18 protein-coding genes are annotated in these 20,664 nt (G+C 37.1%); 8 read left to right on the forward strand and 10 right to left on the reverse strand.

Annotated elements, in window-relative coordinates:
- Window positions 1–43 precede the first annotated feature (43 nt).
- A complete protein-coding gene (locus tag IGJ52_RS10555) occupies window positions 44–706 on the reverse strand; it encodes an adaptor protein MecA (RefSeq protein WP_002356478.1) in 663 nt (220 codons plus the stop codon).
- Between the two features lie 342 nt (window positions 707–1,048).
- Window positions 1,049–1,447 carry a transcriptional regulator SpxA gene (gene spxA / locus IGJ52_RS10560; RefSeq protein ID WP_002356477.1) on the reverse strand — a complete coding sequence of 133 codons (399 nt, stop codon included), beginning with the start codon at window positions 1,445–1,447 and terminating at the stop codon, window positions 1,049–1,051.
- 359 nt (window positions 1,448–1,806) lie between these two features.
- Here spxA and trpS point away from each other — a divergent pair, with 359 nt between their 5' ends.
- Window positions 1,807–2,817 carry a tryptophan--tRNA ligase gene (gene trpS, locus IGJ52_RS10565; protein WP_002359559.1) on the forward strand — a complete coding sequence of 337 codons (1,011 nt, stop codon included), beginning with the start codon at window positions 1,807–1,809 and terminating at the stop codon, window positions 2,815–2,817.
- 43 nt (window positions 2,818–2,860) lie between these two features.
- On the opposite strand, the gene IGJ52_RS10570 is transcribed toward trpS, so the two are convergent.
- Window positions 2,861–4,576 (reverse strand): ABC transporter ATP-binding protein, encoded by a 1,716-nt coding sequence (locus tag IGJ52_RS10570; protein WP_025186673.1) that lies wholly within the window; start codon window positions 4,574–4,576, stop codon window positions 2,861–2,863.
- A gap of 327 nt (window positions 4,577–4,903) precedes the next feature.
- Between IGJ52_RS10570 and IGJ52_RS10575 the strand changes: the two genes are divergently transcribed.
- Window positions 4,904–5,617, forward strand: coding sequence for an HAD family hydrolase (locus tag IGJ52_RS10575; RefSeq protein WP_002356474.1), 714 nt, complete (start codon window positions 4,904–4,906; stop codon window positions 5,615–5,617).
- A gap of 52 nt (window positions 5,618–5,669) precedes the next feature.
- Here the strand turns inward: IGJ52_RS10575 and IGJ52_RS10580 are convergent, their stop codons facing one another.
- Genes IGJ52_RS10580 through IGJ52_RS10595 form a run of 4 tightly spaced genes read right to left on the reverse strand, consistent with a single transcriptional unit; the run spans window position 5,670 to window position 13,975 of the window.
- A complete protein-coding gene (locus IGJ52_RS10580) occupies window positions 5,670–8,867 on the reverse strand; it encodes a DEAD/DEAH box helicase (RefSeq protein ID WP_002362298.1) in 3,198 nt (1,065 codons plus the stop codon).
- A 19-nt stretch (window positions 8,868–8,886) separates the two neighbouring features.
- Complete coding sequence (locus tag IGJ52_RS10585) at window positions 8,887–12,024, reverse strand: SbcC/MukB-like Walker B domain-containing protein (protein ID WP_192445230.1); 3,138 nt, start codon at window positions 12,022–12,024, stop codon at window positions 8,887–8,889.
- Between the two features lie 4 nt (window positions 12,025–12,028).
- Window positions 12,029–13,297, reverse strand: a complete 1,269-nt coding sequence (locus IGJ52_RS10590) for an exonuclease SbcCD subunit D (protein ID WP_002382530.1) — start codon at window positions 13,295–13,297, stop codon at window positions 12,029–12,031.
- Between the two features lie 51 nt (window positions 13,298–13,348).
- Window positions 13,349–13,975, reverse strand: a complete 627-nt coding sequence (locus IGJ52_RS10595) for a lysophospholipid acyltransferase family protein (RefSeq protein ID WP_002356461.1) — start codon at window positions 13,973–13,975, stop codon at window positions 13,349–13,351.
- Window positions 13,976–14,163: 188 nt separating this feature from the next.
- On the opposite strand from IGJ52_RS10595, the gene IGJ52_RS10600 reads away from it, so the two are divergent.
- Window positions 14,164–14,898, forward strand: a complete 735-nt coding sequence (locus IGJ52_RS10600; RefSeq protein ID WP_438792080.1) for a tRNA1(Val) (adenine(37)-N6)-methyltransferase — start codon at window positions 14,164–14,166, stop codon at window positions 14,896–14,898.
- Entirely contained in the window at window positions 14,888–15,154 is a 267-nt protein-coding gene (locus tag IGJ52_RS10605) for a GIY-YIG nuclease family protein (RefSeq protein WP_002356455.1), read from the forward strand. The genes IGJ52_RS10600 and IGJ52_RS10605 overlap by 11 nt, the downstream gene beginning before the upstream one ends.
- A 67-nt stretch (window positions 15,155–15,221) precedes the next feature.
- Here IGJ52_RS10605 and IGJ52_RS10610 read toward each other — a convergent pair whose 3' ends face one another.
- The 3 genes from IGJ52_RS10610 to IGJ52_RS10620 are packed head-to-tail and all read right to left on the reverse strand — an operon-like array spanning window position 15,222 to window position 16,810.
- A complete protein-coding gene (locus IGJ52_RS10610) occupies window positions 15,222–15,917 on the reverse strand; it encodes a 5'-methylthioadenosine/adenosylhomocysteine nucleosidase (protein WP_002356454.1) in 696 nt (231 codons plus the stop codon).
- Window positions 15,918–15,932: 15 nt separating this feature from the next.
- The gene (macP, locus tag IGJ52_RS10615; RefSeq protein WP_002356451.1) at window positions 15,933–16,229 is read right to left on the reverse strand and encodes a cell wall synthase accessory phosphoprotein MacP; all 297 of its coding nucleotides are present in this window, start codon (window positions 16,227–16,229) and stop codon (window positions 15,933–15,935) included.
- A complete protein-coding gene (locus IGJ52_RS10620) occupies window positions 16,226–16,810 on the reverse strand; it encodes an NUDIX domain-containing protein (RefSeq protein WP_438792081.1) in 585 nt (194 codons plus the stop codon). The genes macP and IGJ52_RS10620 overlap by 4 nt, the downstream gene beginning before the upstream one ends.
- Window positions 16,811–17,212: 402 nt before the next feature.
- On the opposite strand from IGJ52_RS10620, the gene IGJ52_RS10625 reads away from it, so the two are divergent.
- From IGJ52_RS10625 to IGJ52_RS10640, 4 genes are all read left to right on the forward strand, one after another.
- Entirely contained in the window at window positions 17,213–17,893 is a 681-nt protein-coding gene (locus IGJ52_RS10625; RefSeq protein ID WP_002356448.1) for a 5-bromo-4-chloroindolyl phosphate hydrolysis family protein, read from the forward strand.
- 19 nt (window positions 17,894–17,912) lie between these two features.
- A complete protein-coding gene (locus IGJ52_RS10630) occupies window positions 17,913–19,100 on the forward strand; it encodes a toxic anion resistance protein (RefSeq protein ID WP_002356447.1) in 1,188 nt (395 codons plus the stop codon).
- Between the two features lie 144 nt (window positions 19,101–19,244).
- The gene (locus IGJ52_RS10635) at window positions 19,245–20,084 is read left to right on the forward strand and encodes an NUDIX domain-containing protein (RefSeq protein WP_002384084.1); all 840 of its coding nucleotides are present in this window, start codon (window positions 19,245–19,247) and stop codon (window positions 20,082–20,084) included.
- A gap of 16 nt (window positions 20,085–20,100) precedes the next feature.
- Complete coding sequence (locus IGJ52_RS10640) at window positions 20,101–20,625, forward strand: GNAT family N-acetyltransferase (protein ID WP_002367191.1); 525 nt, start codon at window positions 20,101–20,103, stop codon at window positions 20,623–20,625.
- Window positions 20,626–20,664 lie beyond the last annotated feature (39 nt).

Raw genomic sequence — 20,664 nt, forward strand, 5'->3', positions numbered from 1 at the left:
ATCAAAAAAAAAAGCAAAAACTCGAAAGTTTTTGCTTTTTTGCTTAATCATTAAAGTAATAACGTGTTAATTCCAGCGCACTGCGTTCCATAATACAAGTGCCATATTCGACTAAAGTATCCTGAGTGACAGTTGTTTTATGAGCAAATTCTAAAATCTGTGCAATTTCATTGTCAACATTTGTTTTTTCTAATTCATCGGTTAAGAACAAAACTTGTAAGTAATAACGATCGTTGTACGTGTATAAGTTAGTCAAAACAGATTGCATGAAGACTTCTTTGGATAATTGGATCATCGCTTCAAAATTATCTAATTCAAAGATTACATTTCTGTTTGTTTCATCTGTGGCTTCCATCTCATCAAGTTCATCGGCGGCTGCTTTGTCTGCTTCAATTTGTTTGCGAATTAATTCGCTAACATCTGCATTGACTTCGCTCAGACCTTCTAAGGAAGACAAGTCGTCCATAGCGACATTTTTACTAATAAACAGTTCTAAGCCATCATTTTTAGGCAAGACTTGGAAAGTGACTGCTTCACTACCTTGGAATTCATCTTCGACATCAACTTCTTCTAAAATACTATAAAAGAAATTTTCAACATCTTTGTGGTTTCCTAGTAAGTCAAGAAAAGTAATCCCTCTATCCGCCAGGTCTTCGTTGCCAATTAACACACGAATCGTATTTTCATTAATATGTTCCATTTCCATAGCGCTACACCTCTCTTTGCTTCAATCAGGAAACTTCTTACGTTCATTGTAGCGAAAACTACACAAAAGTAAAGTGGAAAGTCTGTAAATCCTCGAAAACTAGCGAACGTTTTATAAACTTTGAACTTTTTTAACGATTGGTTTTTCGCTCCTTCTACCTCTTCATCTTAACGCAGTCTCTCCAAAAAAGATACTATTTTTCCTTGACCACGTTCTGCCAAATCAAATGAATACAAGTTCTAAATATGTATTAAAAAGCCAGAGATAAAAATCCCTGGCCCTAAATTCATATGAATCGTTCTTTATTACAATTAACAAATAAAGAACAAAATTTTATATTTTTTATAAACCTGCCATTAATTGTGCTTGGCGCAATTCCAGTTGTCGAACATCTCTTGGCAAGAATCGACGAATTTCATCTTCGTTAAAACCGACTTGTAATCTTTTCTCATCAATCATAATTGGCCGACGCAACAATCCAGGGTTTTCTTGAACCAACTCTAATAAATCTTGAAGTGGAAGCTCGTCCAAATCCATATTTAATTTTTGGAAAACTTTAGAGCGAGTAGAGATAATCTCTTCTGTTCCATCTTCTGTCATGATTAAAATTGCTTTTAATTCCTCAATATTTAAAGGTTCAGAAAAAATATTTCTTTCTTTAAAAGGAATTTCGTGCTCTTGCAACCAGGCTCTAGCCTTACGACATGACGTGCAACTCGGGGAAGTATAAAGTGTCAACATTGTGCATCACTCCTTTTCGCGAATCATCGCGTTTCTGAAACAGGGAACTGTACTGTTCCTCTATTTAAAACCAGTATACCTAATTTCTAATAAAAATACTAGGGGTTTTTAAACATTTTTTATTAACTTTGTTTATTTTTCCTTCATTACATCCGTGTAAAATTAGGGTTAATTTTTATGAAATTTTATGGATATTCGTTATGATTCTGTAAAAAAGTAATACAGTTTTCTATTTTTATGGTTGCTGTTATAATTTACTTCTCTTGGTGATTTTTCAAGAAGTTCCCATGTATTTTTTTCTAATAAAATGTATAATAGAACTATTCACTATCTTAAGTCTAAAGTCAGGTGGTTATTTAATGAAAACAATTTTTTCTGGTATTCAGCCCAGTGGTACTCCGACAATCGGAAATTACATTGGTGCAATGAAACAATTTATCGAATTACAAAATGAATACAATTGTTATTTTTGTATTGTAGATGAACATGCCATTACCGTTCCCCAAGAACCGCAAAAGCTACGCCAGCAAATTCGTAGCTTAGCAGCTCTTTACCTAGCGGTTGGTTTAGACCCACAAAAAGCAACAATTTTCATACAGTCTGAAGTGAGTGCCCATGCAGAAGCTGGTTGGATCATTCAGTGCAATACTTCTATTGGTGAGTTAGAGCGAATGACACAATTTAAAGATAAATCTCAAAAAAATGGTCGTGCTGGCGTAAGCGCTGGTCTTTTAACATACCCTCCATTAATGGTTGGTGATATCGTGTTGTACAACGCTGACTTAGTGCCAGTCGGAGATGATCAAAAACAACATTTAGAATTAACACGTGATTTTGTGGAACGCTTCAACAAACGTTACGCCCAAAAAAATCAAGAAATTTTAACGATGCCTGAAGTAAAAATCGCTGAGCAAGGTAGTCGAATTATGAGCTTACAAGAACCAACGAAAAAGATGAGTAAGTCTGATACAAATGTGAAGGGCTTTATTTCAATGCTTGATGAGCCAGCAGTGATTCGCAAAAAAATCCGCTCTGCTGTAACTGATTCAACTGGTGTAATTGAATATAATAAAGAAGAAAAACCTGGCATTACTAACTTACTAAATATTTATTCTGCTGCGACAGGTCAAACTGTTGAGGAGCTTGTTCAAGCTTACGAAGGCAAAGGCTATGGAGACTTCAAAGCAGATTTAGCAGAAGCAGTGGTTGCCTTATTAGAACCTATTCAAGTGCGCTACCAAGAGCTTCTAGCTTCAGAAGAATTAGATATGATTTTAGATGAGGGCGCAGAAAACGCTCGCCAGGTAGCCAACAAAACACTTCAACGAATGAAAAATGCTGTTGGTTTGGGAAGAAAAGTTCGGCGCTAACTAAACATAATAAAAACCCGCGAATTTTTATTCGCGGTTTTTTTTATGTTCTAAATTGAGCATCGTACAGCCGACGATAATGGCCTCTTTGCGCGTACAAAGTTTCATGTGTTCCATCTTCTAAAATTCCTTGGTCACTAACCACGATTATTCGATCAGCATGTTTAATCGTTGCCAGTCTGTGGGCAATAATTAATGTTGTTCGCCCGTCAGCTAACGAGTTTAATGACTCTTGAATCACTTGCTCTGTTTCTGTATCTAATGCAGAAGTCGCTTCATCTAGAATTAAAATCGGCGGGTTCTTCAAGAACATTCGCGCAATTGCCACTCGTTGCTTTTGACCGCCCGATAATTTCACGCCACGTTCGCCAATAATTGTGTCCAAGCCATCTGGCATTAGCTGAATTACATGTTCTAAATGTGCTAATTTCACCGCTTGTTGAATGTCTATTTCTGTAGCATTTAAATTCCCATAAGCAATATTTTCTCGTAATGTTCCAGGGAATAAAAACACATCTTGTTGAACAATTCCAATTTGCTTACGTAATGAAGCCAAGGTCATTTGCTGGATATTTCTATCGTCAATCGTAATTTCACCACTACTGACTTCATAAAAACGAGGCAACAGATTACACAAGGTCGTTTTTCCTGAACCACTTTGTCCAACGAAAGCAACGGTTTCACCAGGTTGAATTTTTAAATTGATATGGTCTAAAACTTTTGTGCCATCTTCATAAGCAAATGAAACATCTTTATAGGCAATCGTTCCTTCTAAATGCGAAACAGCAACAGCTCCTGGCAAATCTTTGATGGCCGGTTGTTTGTCCATTTCTTCCGTAAAACGTTTAAAACCAGCAAATCCTTTGGGATAACTTTCAATCATATTATTGACTTTTTCAATCGGTCGAATAAAAATATTGGCTAATAAAATAAATCCTACAAACTGACCTTCTGTAATTTCTCCTTTAATTGTATAATACGCACCAAAAATTAATGAAAATAAATTTATCAGACGAATTAATAAGTAATTATAGGCGGAACTGACACCCATCACCTTATAAAAATATAATTTCGATTTTCGATACATTTGATTTAAATAATTAAACTGTTTTCGTTCAAATGGTTCATTTGCAAAAGATTGCGTGACACGTATCCCACTTACTGACGCTTCAATCCCAGCATTAAATTCACCTAAATTATCGTAAATATCCGTATTCGCTTTTGTCATTTTTTTATTAAAATAGCCTAGCGCAATCGTGATAAATGGCAATAAAATAAACGTAGCGATGGCTAATTTCACGTGAATGGTTAACATTAATAAAAAAGAACCTGCTAACGTCATAATCGTAATAAAGACGTCTTCTGGACCATGATGCGCCACTTCTGAAATTTCAAAAAGATCAGTGGTCAAACGGCTCATTAATTTCCCTGTTTTTTGATTATCATAATACTCAAACGGTTGTGTTTGAAGATGCTGATATAATTCTTCACGCATATCTGTTTCAATATTCACGCCTAACATATGACCAAAATAAACCACAATAAATTGTAAAAACGTATTGATTATATAAAATGCAAATAAGCCCGCACTAGCTAATGCAATGAGGCGAAAATCTCCTTTTGGCATAATCTTATCAATTACTTGGTTGACTGCTACTGGAAAAGCCAACTCTAACAGCCCCGCAAAAACGGCACACCCAAAATCCAAAATAAATAATCGACGATAAGGTCGATAATACCCAAAAAAACGCTTTAACATAACTCCTTAACTCTCCCCCTTCATTCTCACTCATTATACGGAAAAAGACGGTCTCTTGCAAAATTCTAACTTCTATCAGAACACATGTTATTTAAGTAACTTTGACTCAAAATCATTTTCACAAACTTTTCATTATCAGAATATTTTTTCATTTATCGTTTCCATTTTTTCGGTAAAAATAACTATAATTGTCTTTTCCCGCAAGGCTTTGATTTCTGCGAAAAACCTTGAAATACAGTGAAAAATACTCTATTTATTTGTGAAAATATCAGCTACAATATAACATATGAAAAGTTTTGTAAAAAAGTTAAGAGGTGCACTTGTTAAATGAGAACCATTGTTTTTGATGTTGATGACACGCTGTACGATCAGCAACAACCCTTTCGAAATGCGATGACTAAAATTTTCCCGAACGTTGCGACAGAGGATATGCATGAATTGTATCTTCGTTTTAGACACCACAGCGATGAAACGTTTCCGAAAGTTTTAGCCAATGAATGGTCCCTAGATTTCATGCGGTTTTTCCGGATGAATGAAACATTAAAGGATCTAAACTATCCAGGAATTTCACAAGAAGAAGGAAAAATTTTCCAACAAGTTTATGAAGAAGAATTGGATAATATTACGATGCATCCAGAAGTTACTAAGCTTCTTGATACTTTACAAGAAAAGGAAATTCCGATGGGGATTATTACAAATGGTCCAACAGACCATCAATTTAAAAAAGTTAAACAATTGAATCTTGAAAAATGGGTTCCAAGCCAAAATATCATTATTTCTCAAAGTACGGGTTTTCAAAAACCTGAAAAGGAAATTTTTGATTTAGCCTGTAATCAATTTTGTATGGAACCTGAACATACTTTATATGTTGGTGATAGTTATGACAATGATATTGTAGGCGCACGTAATGGTGGCTGGCATTCTCTTTGGTTTAACCACCGCTCTCGTGAACTACCAAGTTGCCAACCTGCATCACACCTTGCAGAAGTCACTTGTTTCACTGAACTTTGTCCGACTGTGGAGAAATTATTTAATCTTTAAAAATAAAAAAGCCTAACTACGCTTCAAATTTGAAATGTAGTTAGGTTTTTTTCTATTCTCCAATGCTTAAAATTGTGCGAATATCTTCTTCCGTCATTTTCGCTAATTGCTCTTCATTTCCTTGAATCACTTTTTGGAACAGCTCGCGTTTCTCTTGCTGTAAGGAATTCATTTTTTCTTCAACCGTTCCTTCTGCAATCATCCGCCACACTTCAACAACCTTTTTTTGTCCCATGCGGTGTGCCCGACCAGCCGCTTGTTCTTCGACTGCGGGATTCCACCATAAATCGTATAAAATAACTGTATCTGCACCAGTTAAATTTAGTCCGGTTCCCCCTGCTTTCAATGAAATTAAAAAGACATCTTTTTCTCCTTCATTGAAGGCATTCGCCATCGTTAACCGATCTTGGGGCTTCGTACTTCCTCGTAAATAGAACGTCTCTAAACCTAATTCATTCAATTCTTTTTCTAAGATAGAAAGCATGCTTGTGAACTGAGAAAATAATAGAACACGACGATTGTTTTCTTTTGCAGCCACTAAAAAGTCTTTGACTTGTTCCACTTTGCCAGAACCTCCCGTGTAATCCTCAATAAACAAACGCGGATCGCAACAGATTTGTCGTAAACGGGTCAAGCCTGCTAAAATACTCATACGATTTTTCTTGAAGGTTGCCTGATCCATTTGACTAACATCTGCTTGCATTTGTTTTAGATAGGCCAAATAAACCGTTTTTTGTTCTTCTGTTAAGACACTGTACATATTATTTTCAATTTTTTCTGGTAAGTCTGCGAGCACCGTTTTCTTGTCTCGTCGTAAAATGAATGGTTGAATCATTTTGGCAATTTCTTCCGGCTTAATTTCTCGAAAGGCTTTTTTGCCTGGGAACAATCCCGGTAAGATCATTTGGAAAATTGACCACAGTTCATCTAAATTATTTTCAATTGGTGTGCCACTTAATGCAAAACGTTGCGGTACTTTTAAACTTTTTAAGGCTTGCGCCGTTTTGGTCCCACTATTTTTAACCATTTGAGCCTCATCTAGAATCAAATAGCCGACACGCATTTCCTGATAAAGCTGAACATCTTGTCGCATACTTGCATAAGAAGTAATCAGAATATCTTCAGTGCTATTTTGTAAAAGCGCTGCTCGTTCTTGGCGGTTGCCAGAAACCACTTGAACATTTAAGGTTGGCGCAAAACGTTTGACTTCGGCTAACCAGTTATAGGTTAAACTTGCAGGTGCGACAATCAAAGCTGTCCCTTTCAAGCGCTCTTCTTCTTTTTCCGAAAGTAAATAGGTAATGGTTTGCAGTGTCTTCCCTAAACCCATTTCATCAGCTAAAATACCGCCAAATTGATAATGGCTAAGCATTTTCAGCCATTTATACCCTGTTTCTTGATAATGGCGTAACGTTGCTTGTAAGGTTTTGGGGACTTGCGCTTCAAAGTTTTCTGGATGCGTTAAATCCGTGACCATTTTTTTAAAGGAATCTGAAAAATGTGCCCGCTCGTTGTCTTCTAATAAACTTTCGATCATGAGACCTTGATTTTTGGGCACATGAATGACATTGTCTTCTTGATGCATATTTTTTCGCAGCTTCGTTAAAATTGCACTTGTATGGAAAAATTCCTCTGAGTCAAAAGCAAGAATTTCACCACTTTTTAACGTATAAAAAGCATCATTACGTAGCAGACTAGTCAAGACTGCATCGATTTCGGTTTCATCAATGCCAGTGACATCAAACCGAATATCTAACCAAGAATCCCCTTCCGCAACTTCAATCGTTGGTTGATGATGCTGGGCATCTAAATACAATTCCCGTAATTTCCGTCCCATCCGAACTTCTCCTAATTGACGGAAAGCTGGAACCTCGGCTTTAAAGAAATAATACAAGGACTCTCCAGCAGGTAAGACTTTTTCAAAGCCTGTGGTTGTTTGCTGATAGGCAAACTGTTGAAATTGCTGTTTAATTGCTGTTTCTTTTGCTTTATCTCGAACGATTTCTTGATTAACTTCAGGTAATTGAGCATATTTCGGGTTTGTCGAGAAAATGACTTCTCCATAGTGATAGTCAATCCGAGCGTTAATCCGACCTTTAATTTTCTTAAAAATAAAGACTGCTTTTAAAGGATGATGGACGACTAATTCTTCAACTGATTCTTCAACAGACACTCGACCAATTTTTTCCAATAATGGTAACACTTCACTAAATAAATCAGAAACTGTTTCTTTTTCATAAATAATTGACGGCTCTTCCAAGCGTTTCATTAATTGAAGTAACGTGGTGTAGATGGCTTCCTGTTCTTCTGTTAGTAAATAAACCGTTTGATCCGCAATCGCCCAGTGATAGTGGGCTAGAAACGTTGTAATAGGATTCTGAATAGTTAATTTGAAGCTTTGTTCCTCGGTTTTTTGCACTGTAAACGTAAGTGGCAAACTGGTTTCTTTGAACGTTAGATAGCGATACTTATGAGTTTGATTGGTCAATATAAACTGACCCGTTCGATTCATTTTTTCAACTAACGATTGACTGCGATCAATTGGTAATAATAGATAACGTTTGTCGATTTTCCCTTTAACTTGAATACCGTTTGCACCTAATAATTGGCTGGTATGATAAATTGCCGCAAGTTCTGTTAAAATTTCTTGAATCTCCATTGAAAAAGAATCATGTAGCAAAGTAAATTGGTGTTGTTTATTCACCATAAAAGTCATTTCTTTTTCATATGCTTGTAAAAAATCACCAATATTTTTCACAATATATGTTTTAGGTTTGGTGCCTTCCAAACCAATTTTTAAAGAAAGACCAATCGTTGATAATTCTGGATAGTAATTGTTCGTTTCAATCACATCTAAATGAAATTCTAAACGTAAAGGCTGCAAGGGAACTTCGGCAGAAGCTTTGCTTAATTTGGCAAAGCCTTTTGTAAACATTTCAGCTGTTGATCGATTTGTTTTCTCAAAACTGACTGTTTGATTCGCTTGAATAATTCTTGACACGCCTCGTTGTTTCAGTGCCAGTTCAACTGCCACTGTATGCTTGCAATAGCCATGTTCCATCCAATATTGACATTCACAAACATCTTGTTCTTTGGCGGTACCATCCAATTCAACAAGATAAAGTTCTTCCCCTAAAACCTCAGACAACCAGATCCTTTTTTCTGGATTTTGAACGATAGATAAGACCCGGCCTTCTTGCATATATTCGCGCCCTTGTTCAACGATTCGCTCTGGAATACTCCATTTCATCGACTCACCTCCTCTTCTACTAAGCTAGCTGATAGTGAACGGTACTTTGACCATTCCCATTGCTTTTTATTTGTAATTGTTGTGGAATTCGTGCTTTTAATTCGCCAATATGACTAATAATCCCAATCATGCGGCCTTCATTTTCAATCGTTTCTAACGCCTCCATTGCCATTTCCAATGCTTCTTCATCTAAGGAACCAAAGCCTTCATCAATAAACAACGCATCAATTAAGACTCCGCCTGCTTGTTCTTGAATCACTTCTGCTAAAGAAAGTGCCAAAGCTAACGCTGCTATAAAACTTTCCCCGCCTGATAACGTGTGAGCGCTGCGCACCGTCCCTGAATTGTCATCATAAATATTGATTTCTAGCCCCGTTTGATTCCGATAACTGCCTGCTTCGTGATTCAATTCAAATTGATAACGACTATTGGTCAGGCGGTCTAAACGCTGATTAGCGACTGTCAGCACTCTTTCTAAATACGTTTGTAACATATACCGTTCAAAACTAATTTTTTTAGGATTATTGCCATTCACCGTATCTGCCAACTGTTGTAGTGCAGCAACTTCCTCAAACTTGTCTTCAATTGTTGTTCTTTGCGCATTAATTTCTTGAACCAACTGTTGGTTGTTCAGCATTTTTTCATGCAGTTGATAGTATTTTTTTTCTTGTTCTTCAATTTGTTGTGTTATTTGTTCAATTTCTGTGGTGATTAAAGATAATTCTGGGAACGTATCACTAGATAATTTTTTCTCAATTTCAGCGAGTTGGATAGTCAGTTGGGTTTGCTCTTGTTCAAATAAAGAAATTTGTTCTTGCTGACTTTCTAGTGTCGGTACCTCTTTCAACCACTCCGTCAATTGGTCCTCTGTCACTCCTTGTTCCGTTAAAATTGCGTTTAACTGACTCTCAAGTTGCGCGACTGTTTGTTGAAGTGTTTGTTGTTCTTTCTCCAAATGCGTCAAGGTACTTTCAAGGATCATTTCTTCTTTCTTCAAGGTTTCTCCTTGTGTCGTCACGTTTTCTTTTTGACGTTCAAATGCAGAGAGTTCTTCTTGAAGCAAAGCTTGTTGTTTGGTCATTTCTTCATATGTGACGGTTGCATCCAATAATTGGCTAGCAATCATTTGCTGCTGGATAGTGATTCTTTCCAGACTTTGTTGCATTGTTTCTACTTGTTGTCGGAGCACTTCAAAGCGTTGGGAATTTTCAGCTACTTGTTCTTCTAGTTCCGCTAGATGGTCCTTTTCGACTGAAATTTCCGTTAGTTTTTGTGCTATTCGTTGTTTTTCTTTAGCTAATTGCGACTCAACTTCCGCAATTTCTGCAGGTGTTACTTGTGAAAAAGTTAGTCCTGTTAACGGCAACTGCAAGTCAGCAAACTGGGCTGCTAATTGTTCTTGTTCCTCAGTATACGCAGCTTCCTGTTCTTGTAATTGGCTTTCTTTCTGTTGCTTTTCCGCCCCTAATGCAGAGAGCGTTTCAGTAAATCGTTGAACCGTTTTTTCAACTTCCGTTAATTCCCGTTCCGCTTGATCAATCTCTTCTAGGGAAACTTCTTGATGAGTTTGTTGCTTTGGATGTTCTAAAGAGCCACAAACTGGGCAAGGTGCCCCCTCTTCAAGTAACAAGCTTAAACGTTGGATTTGTAAAGAGGCCCATTGACTTTTCTTTGTCTGCAACTTCGCTTCTTCGGCGCTTTTTTGTTGCTGTTCAACTGCAAACCGTTGTGTCAACTCGTGCAATTCCGCTTGGTTTTGACTAATTTTTTGCCAAGCTTTTTGATTTTTTTGCCAACGTTCTACAAAATTTTGCCAATGATCTGCTACACTAGAACATTCAAAATTTGCTTTTTCAAGTGTTCCTTCTTGTTCAATAAATTGTTTGGCTGTCGCCACTTTATCCTCTAATGTTATTTTTTCCTGTTGGCAAGATTCATACTCTTCTTGAATGGCTTGATAATTGGCTTGCTCTGCTATTTTTCGTTGGGCTAACTGTTCATATTCTTGGTATTGTGGTAATTGACGTTGAATCGTTTGAAGACGTTCTTGTTTTTCAGCAATCAATGGTTGTTGTTCTTCCAACTCACTCATGATTGCTTGCCAATCCGTCAATGCTTGTTGCGTTTCCATGAGAGCTTGTTGTTTGGACTTTGTTTCTTGCTCTTTTTGTTGTTTTTCGCTTCGTTTTTCAAAGACTTTTTCAGCTAAAGATTGCTGTTTTTGGCTCCATTTTAATTGCTGAATCTGTTCCTTTAGCCGCTCAATGACGGTTTCCTGTTCAGCTTGTTTTGCTTTCTTTTCCAGTAATTCTTCTTTTTGCTGTTGCAAGTTTTGCCGTTCTTCAATAGCATAACGAACTTGCTCTTTTGCTTGTTTGGCTTGTTTTAAGGTTGCAATTTGTTCTCTTTCAACTAATAGTTGTTGCTGAGCCTCTTGTTGTTGGCTTTCTAATAATTGAAGTTTTTCAAAAAGTGTCATTGTCGGTTCAGGTTCTTCTGACCAATGCAACTGTTCTGTTTTCAGTTCAATTTTTTGCTGGGTTTCTTGAATCTCTTGATTGGCAATTTTTAAGCGTTCTTTTAAATTTTCGCTGAACAACTGATACAATTCTGTTCCGAATAAATTACGCAAAACCTTTTCTTTTTCATCACTTTTAGCAATTAAAAAAGTCCGAAACTCTCCTTGTGGTAACAATACAATTTGAGCAAATTGATTGGCGTTTAAATGCAATAATTCTTGAATGAGTTCGTCCACTTCACGTCTTTTAGAATAGGCTCGTAGTTCTTTTCCTTGAGCATCTTTGACAATTAAAGAAATTTTGGCACTTTGTTTACGGACTCCTGTGCCACGTTTTTTAAAAAGTTCTTGTTCGGGAAGGCGGTTCAGTTCATAGAGATACTCGTTATGTTTAAAAAGCAAAGTAACTTCAGTGGCTTCTGAGGGGTCAGCAAATGTGGAACGCATTTCTTTGCCTAAACGTAATTTTCCAGAACTTTCACCAAACAAAGCATAGCTCATTCCATCAAAAATCGTTGTTTTCCCAGACCCTGTTTTTCCACTAATTAGAAAAAGTGAAGAATCTTCAAACTTCGTAAAATCAATGGTTTCATTAATATACGGTCCGAAGTTTTTCAATGTTAAAGATAATGGTTTCATCCTGTTACTTCCCTCTTTCTAATTGATTAAGTGTACTCAGTTCTTCTTGGACCCATTGTGCTTGTTGTTCTGTCAAGGCCTCTCCTGTCACATCGTTAAAAAAGTCATGCAGATGTTCTTCTGGTGAACGTTGTTCTATTTGTACCACTTTTTTCTGATTTCCGTTGCTTGTTTCTCGACCATTCAAACGTTCCAACCCAATAATTTTGGGGTAAATTTTTCGCAATTGATTCATCATGTTGGGAATGATCGCTCGGTCGGTTAATTGGACATGTAAATAATTTTCCCGATTCACTTCTTGATAAAAAGCGGGATCCGTTAACTGCTGAAACGAGCCCGTCAATTGTTGAATGTCTCGTAATGGTTTCAAAGCACGGAATTGAAAATGAACTTCAGTTTCTGTTTCAACAAGCCAAACACCCTTTTCTTGTGTCATTTCTGATAAAGAAAATTTTACAGGCGAACCACTGTATCGTGCATTAGGTGCCTGCAACGCATTTTTTCCATGTAAGTGGCCCAACGCGACATAATCAAAAGGCTCTAACAAAGCCGTTGGAACAACATCCAAACCACCCACTGTTAATTTTGTTTCAGAATCAGTTTTTTCACTGCCAGCGACAAAAAAATGACTAACTAACACTTGTTTTTTGTTGGGGAGAAAAGATTCCTGCATTTTCGCGACAACTTTTTCCATCGCCGCCTGAATCGTTCGAATCGTTTCATCTTCAAAATATAAGCGAGCCGCAATCGGTTCAAAATAAGGCAACAAATAAAATTGGGTATTGTCGATTTCAATTGGTTGAAAGGCTTGTTCTAAACGCGTATTCAAATGAAATTGCGTTTGGTTAAACCAAGGGCCTCCTGTTTCTAAACGAGTACTGCTATCATGGTTTCCCGAAATAGCTAACACGGGGAAATGCTCTTTGAGATTCATTTGAATCATCATTTCATTAAAAACCTCGACTGCTTCAACCGCTGGAACAGAGCGATCATACAAATCTCCAGCGATCACAACAGCATCCACTTGCTCTTCTTTCGCAATTGCTAAGATTTGTTTAAAGGCTTCTCTTTGTTCTGCCAACAAATCAAAACCATGTAATTTTTTGCCAATATGCCAATCTGCTGTATGTAAAAATTTCATTTTTTCACCGCCTAAAAAAGTCCTTCTTATTATTATAACAAATTTCTGGTATTTTTTAAGAAAATCGGACAGAAGAATTAGATTTTTAACAAACTTTTTTCTTAACGCAAGAAAAAAGACAGGGAGCATCATCTTTTGATGAGACTACCTGCCAGTAACATTCCTATTCTATAGCGGTTTGTTTTATTCTTTTTCTGTTGATTCATATTTAAAAGTTGGATCAATTTCTTTGTCTAACTGATCAAATGCTTCTTGCATTCGACGTTCCACTTCAGCTAAACCGTCTTTATCCATTTTTTTAATATCGCTAATATCGATTGGCTCCCCAAAACGAACCGTTACTTTTTTACGTTTAAACAACTCTTTTAAAGTTAACGGACCTTGATAAACAGATGGCACGATAGGTACTCGACCCATTTTAGCAATCAAGGCTACCCCACCTTTTAATTCTGAGGAATGACGCGTGCCACTAGGGAACATAATCAAACTTAAATCAGAATTTTTTAAAATTTTGACAGGTGTTTTAATCGCGCTGGGACCGGGCTTCTCACGATCCACCGGAAACGCATTCGCATGTTTTAAAATGAAACGTAAAACAGGATTTTTAAACAACTCTTTTTTTGCCATAAAGCTAAACTTCTTAGGACTGCCTGCAACAGCTAAATACAGCGGTTCCCACCATGTTCGATGCGGCGCAACTAAGACATAGTTTTGGTCTTTTGGTAATTTTTCTTTATTTTCATAATGTGCATTTCCATTAATCACAAATAAAATGACGCGAACCACGCCACGCATAAATGTAAAAAACATAATTTTCTTCCTTTCTTCTCTCCGCTTTCTAGTATGCCGAAAGCTCTACCTTTTGACAAGCTTTTTTTACTTCTATCAATCAGAGAAATAACATGCCCCCACTAATCTAGGGAACAGATTTTGTCATACGGGTTTAAAAGTAGTATAATACATGAACAATCAGATGAAAAGTTGGAGGTTCTTAATCTATGTTATTATCCGGCGAACGGATTGATCAATTATATGCGGATGATATTCAAATTATTCAAAGCAAAGAAGTCTTTTCTTTTTCCATTGATGCAGTCTTATTGGCTAATTTTCCGCAACTACCAAAAAAAGGCAAGATTGTCGATTTGTGTGCTGGCAATGGCGCGGTCGGCCTCTTCGTTAGTCGGAAAACAGCTGCAAAGATCGACCAAATCGAATTACAACCTCGTTTGGCAGATATGGGTCAACGAAGTATTCTATTAAATAAATTGGAAAAACAAGTAACGATGTATGAACGTGATTTAAAACAAGCGACAGAGGTCATCAAAAAAGATTCTGTCGATTTAGTACTATGTAACCCCCCATACTTTAAAGAACGACCAACTAGCCAAAAAAATCCAAACCCGCACTTAGCGATTGCCCGTCATGAAATTCACACGTCTCTTCAAGAAGTGGTCACTGTGTCGGCGGATTTATTAAAAACAAATGGTCGCCTCGCAATGGTTCATCGTCCTGATCGTTTCCTGGATATTTTACATGCCATGGAAAACGCCAATATTGCGCCGAAAAAAGCTCGGTTTGTTTATCCGAAGCCAGGCAAAAAAGCTAATGTTTTACTAATTGAAGGCATTAAACAAGGCAAAAAAGACGGTTTTCGTGTGTTACCACCTCTTTTTACATACAATGAAAAGAACGAATACGAAGCAGAAATGAAGGCTATGCTTTATGGAGAATAAGAAATCCCATTATTTTTATGTTTTACTTTGCCAAGATGGTTCCTTTTACGGTGGCTATACAACTGAGCCAGAACGTCGATTAACCGAACATAATAGCGGAACTGGTGCAAAATATACTCGATTAGCCAAACGACGGCCAGTCAAAATGATTCATACAGAGAAATTTGAAACACGTAGCGCGGCCACCAAAGCCGAAGCCGCCTTTAAAAAATTAACGCGTAAACAAAAAGAACAGTATTTAAAAACATTCCATTAAATGACAATAAATCAGAAAGAAACAGCCATCATTTCATTGATGAAATGATGGCTGTTTCTTTCTCTTTTTAAACTAAGTTTTCGACAAAATGAATAACCATTTCGGCTGATTTTTTCCCAGCTTCATCGATGAATTCGTCAAAGCTTTGAGTTGCTTCGCCATCTGCTGTATCACTCATTGCCCGTACAACTAAGAATGGAATATTGAACTGTGAAGCGGCTTGGCCAATTGCTGCGCCTTCCATTTCACAAGCTAAGGCTTCAGGAAACTCTTTCTTAATTTTGGCGATTTTCTCAGCGCTGTCCACAAAAGTATCTCCAGTAACAATCAATCCTTTACGAATAGCTAAACCAGTTTTTTCAGCAGCTTTCGCAATTTCCATCCGCAAGTATTCACTTGTTTCAAAATACAAAGGCACACCACCAGGCAATTGTCCATAGGCATAACCAAAACCAGTGACATCAACATCAAAGTAAGCTAATTTGTCTGCAATGACTAAATCGCCGACTTTTAGTCCTTCACCGATACCACCAGCAGAACCTGTATTAATCACCATATTTACGCCATATTGATGAATCAATAAAGTCGTCGTCACAGCTGAGGCCACTTTACCAATTCCTGAACGAACCACAATCACCTCATGTCTTCCTAACGAACCAGAAACAAATAAAGCGCCTGCTCGTTCCCATGACATCGTGTCTGTCAATTTTTCTTTTAGAATTTTGACCTCTTGATCCATTGCTCCAATAATTCCAATTTTCATAGTGATTCCTCTTTTCTATAAATTCAAAACGATATATGCCACAACGGCTAATAAAATCGCTACAATAATAATTGCCTTGTTTAACCAAGTACTCCGTTCTCGACGCTTCGAGTATTCTCCTACTCGTGACTTGTTGATTGGTTTTTGTTTTTTCTTTTCTTTACGATAAAACGTCGAAATTTCTTTTTCTTTTCGCTTATACGCTTTTTCCGCCAGCTTCTGTTCTTCTTGCTGACGACGTTCTGCTTCTTTTTCTTCTGCTTCTCTGCGTTTGCGAAGTTCTGTCCGAGTGACTAACGGACCTTTGCTCATTGCGTGTCCTCCTTAAACTGTCTCTGCAGTAAATACAATTCCCAGTATTGTATAGCAAAAAGTGTTTTGGCATCACAAATCGTGCCCTTTGCCACTTCTGCTTTGGCTTCAGCTATTGTTAGCTCGTAAAGTTCCAAGATTTCATTTTCATCTTGAGGACGCGGATTTTCGACTTTCTGCAAATCCGTTGCCAAATAGAGAGCCAATTTTTCATTAGCAAATCCTGGTGACAGATACATTGAATTTATGTAGGTGAGCTGACCTGCACGATACCCAGTTTCTTCTTCTAATTCCCGCATAGCCGTCATTTCCAATTGATTTTCTTCTCCAGGATCAATTTTTCCCGCCGGAATCTCTAAAATCACTTGTTCCAAGGGTTTTCTAAATTGTTTAACTAAGACGATTTTTCCTTCTGCGGTTAACGGAATCATAGCTACTGCGCCTGAATGAAAAACCAATTCGCGTTTAGCTGTGCCGCCTGTCGGTAAAGCCACGTCATCCAAAAAAACATCAATAATCTTTCCTTTAAAAATTTCTCGACGTTGAAGTGTTTTTTCTTCGAAGTCCTCATAATTTAACATATCTTTCACCAACCTTTCTTGTTTATCATACCCTAAAATGATAAAAATCGCACCCCTTCTTCTCTAGTTAAACCCTTTTCAAAGAAAAAAATTTATTGCTTTAGAAAAAAATTACATTTTCGAAAAAAAATAGACATAAAAAATTCACAACTTCCTTGTATTATTTAAGCATACCAACAAACAACCCTAACAAAACACTTTTTCATTTTTAACTCCTTTCCCGTCCTACCCCCAATTAGGACGGGTCTTTTTTTGCGTTTTATACTTTTTTTCTTAGGATTTCACTAAATCATAAAATACATCTTCCGCTGTATGTCTTTTCTCTCACAGAGTATGCTAAAATAACTATTGTAACGAGAGCTGACTCTTTCGAGGATTAGATAGATAGGAGGAACTATATAAATGAACAAATTAAATACAAAATTACTGATTGGCTATATTCTTTTAGGAGCCTTAATCATTGCTGTCGCTAGAGAATATGGCTTCTTCGCTTTTGTGATTCTGGTAGGCTTTTTAGTATTCGTTCTCTATCGAAAAAAGAAAAATGCCGCCGACAAGAGCGATCAAATGCCTTACTTAACGAAAGATAAAGAAGCCCATTATCGTGAGTTGGGGTTATCTCCACAAGAAATTGATTTTTTCAGAAGTACAATGAGCACAGCCAAAAAACAAATCATACAATTACAAGAAAACATGAATCGTTCAACTAAATTACGGGCGATTGACTTACGTAATGATACAACGAAGGTTTCTAAAGCTCTGTTTAAAGAGTTAGTGAAAGAACCTAAAAAGTTACACTTAGCCAATCACTTTCTCTACACACATTTACCAAATATCGTTGACTTAACAAGTAAACATTTAGAAATCGAACAACATGAAGTAAAAAACAAACAAACGTATGAAAAATTAGAAGAAAGCGCACAAATCATTGACCAATTGTCAAAATTAGTTAAAAATGATTATGAGGAAATCGTTTCCGATGACTTAGACGATTTAGATGTCGAAATGTCGATCGCTAAAAGCAGCTTGTCGCAAAAAGCTGCAACTGAGGAATCACCTCAAGTAAACGAAGACCAGCAATAATCATTAGGGAGGAAAAAAAATGACTGAGCAACAACCCAAAGAAACAACATCTGTAACCAATACATTGGACGATTTATTAAGTAATCCATTTTCATCAATGGATGAACTAACACCAACGCAACAAAATGAACTATCTGAGTTAAAAGAACAGCAAGCAGCTCCTCGTTTAATTGATAAATTACCACAAGAACGTCAAGCCCAAGCAAAAGAGTTAGCTTCAAAAATTGACGTTCAAGATTCACAAGCAGTAATTACCTATGGTTCAAATGCCCAAATCAAACTTGGCGAATTTTCGCAAGCGATGTTAAACCACGTTCAAGCACAAGACATTGGTCCTGTTGGTGATTCACTGACCGATTTAATGTTTCGTTTAAATGAAGCCAATCCCAATGAATTACGTGCTGGCGAAGGCAACTTTATTCAAAAAATGTTAGGTAAAGTCAAACAATCCGTTTACGAAATTACCGCCAAATATCAAAAAATTGGTGCGCAAATTGACAAAATCGCTGTCAAATTAACCCATGAAAAAGATGGTCTTTTAAAAGATAATGCCATGTTAGATCAATTGTATCAAAAAAATAAAGATTATTTTGATGCCTTAAACATCTATATTGCCGCTGGGGAATTAAAAGCAGAAGAACTACGGACGCAAATTATCCCTGAAGCCATGAAAAAAGCGGAAGAATCTGGGGATCAAATGGATGTCCAAATTGTTAATGATTATAACCAATTCCTAGACCGTTTAGAAAAAAGAACCCATGATTTACGCTTGGCTCGTCAAATTACGATTCAACAAGCCCCACAAATTCGTTTAATCCAAAATACTAACCAAGCTTTGGCTGAGAAAATTCAATCATCGGTGAATACAGCGATTCCGTTATGGAAAAACCAAGTAGTCATCGCCTTGACCTTACTCCGTCAAAAAGATGCTGTGACTGCTCAACGTCAAGTCTCTGAAACCACCAATGACTTACTGAAGAAAAATTCAGAAATGCTAAAAATTTCTGCAATTGAAACAGCAAAAGAAAACGAACGTGGCCTAGTCGATATTGAAACATTACAAAAAACACAAAATGATTTAATTGAAACTATCCAAGAAACATTACGTATTCAACAAGAAGGAAAAGAAAAACGCCAAGCTGCCGAAATCGAACTTGGCCATATGGAAGAAGATTTGAAAAATAAATTATTAGAATTAACACAATAAACAACGTTTAGAACAAACTTCTTATAGTAGAAGCCTGGGACAAAAATCCAAAGTGATTTTTGTCCCAGGCTTGCTTTTCTTTTTACGCTTGAATATTGTATTTCAGCCACTTAATGATACAATAAAAGAAAACCATGTTTCTTTTTGAAAGGAGGAGCAATTGTGCCACAATTTGCTTCTAAAGCCGAAGAAAAAAATTATTATGAACGCCAAGCTAGCTTAGCAGAGTTTTTAACTTGGTATCATCAACAAGAATTACCTGAATATGAAAAACCCTCTTTAACCGTTGATATGGTTCTTCTTTGTTACAACAAGGAAGCCGATCAATTAAAAGTCTTACTGATTCAACGTAAAGGTCACCCCTTTAGAAACTCATGGGCGCTTCCTGGCGGTTTTGTTAATCGTAACGAATCTACTGAAGATAGTGTTTTAAGAGAAACAAAAGAGGAAACTGGTGTGGTGATTTCTCAAGAAAATATTGAACAATTACACAGCTTTAGTCGCCCAGATCGAGATCCTCGTGGCTGGGTCGTGACAGTTAGCTATTTAGCCTTTATTGGTGAAGAACCTTTAATTGCTGGCGACGATGCCAAAGAAGTCCACTGGTTCAATCTTGAACGGCATGGTCAACACATCACGTTATCTCATGAAGATGTGGAAATTACTTTAGACTTGAAAACAGCGGCCTCTCTTGGTAAAGATACATTAGCCTTCGACCATAGTGAAATTATAATTAAGGCGTTTAATCGTGTTGTTGATAAGATGGAACATGAACCGCAAGTGCTTCAAGTCTTAGGAAAAGATTTCACCATTACGGAAGCCCGTAAAGTTTTTGCAAAGTTCCTCGGCGTTGATTATCGCAGCATTGACCATTCAAATTTTAAAAAAGCCATGACACAATATTTTGAAGAGTTAGGTGAACGTCCCGTTGGCATTGGCCGCCCTTCAAAAATTTACCAATTGAAAACAACAACAGGGTTCTAAGAGGAGGGAATATTTTTTGACTGTTTACTTAAGAAAAGCAGAACCTTCTGATTTGCCTGACATCCTTGCTATCATTGAAGATGGACGCCGCACCTTACAAAAAAGTGGCATTCCCCAATGGCAAAACGGCGATGGCCCGAATCAAGAAATTTTAGCAAAAGATATCGACCAGCAAACTTGCTATATTTTAATGGTTGATAATGCCTTGGCAGGCGTTGGTGTTTTATGTTCGGAGATTGATCCTGCTTATGAAGCGATTTTTAATGGTTCTTGGCAACCTCATTCCCAAGCTACGTATACAGCAATTCACCGTGTTGCTCTAAAAAGTTCCTTTCAAGGTCAAGGACTGGCCTTGGTGCTTTTGCGCTTACTGATTACAGCCGCTCGTTTGCAAGGTGCTACTGATATTCGAATCGATACACATCCACAAAATCTCGCTATGCAGCACCTGATTAAAAAAGCTGGCTTTGTTTATCAAGGTGACGTGATTTTAGATGTTAACGATGGCGAACGTTATGCTTATCAGATGATATTGAAATAAAAAAGTTAGGGATAACTGCCAGATTGACAGCTATCCCTA

Source organism: Enterococcus sp. DIV1758, assembly GCF_051711985.1.
Classification (GTDB): Bacteria; Bacillota; Bacilli; order Lactobacillales; family Enterococcaceae; genus Enterococcus; species Enterococcus faecalis.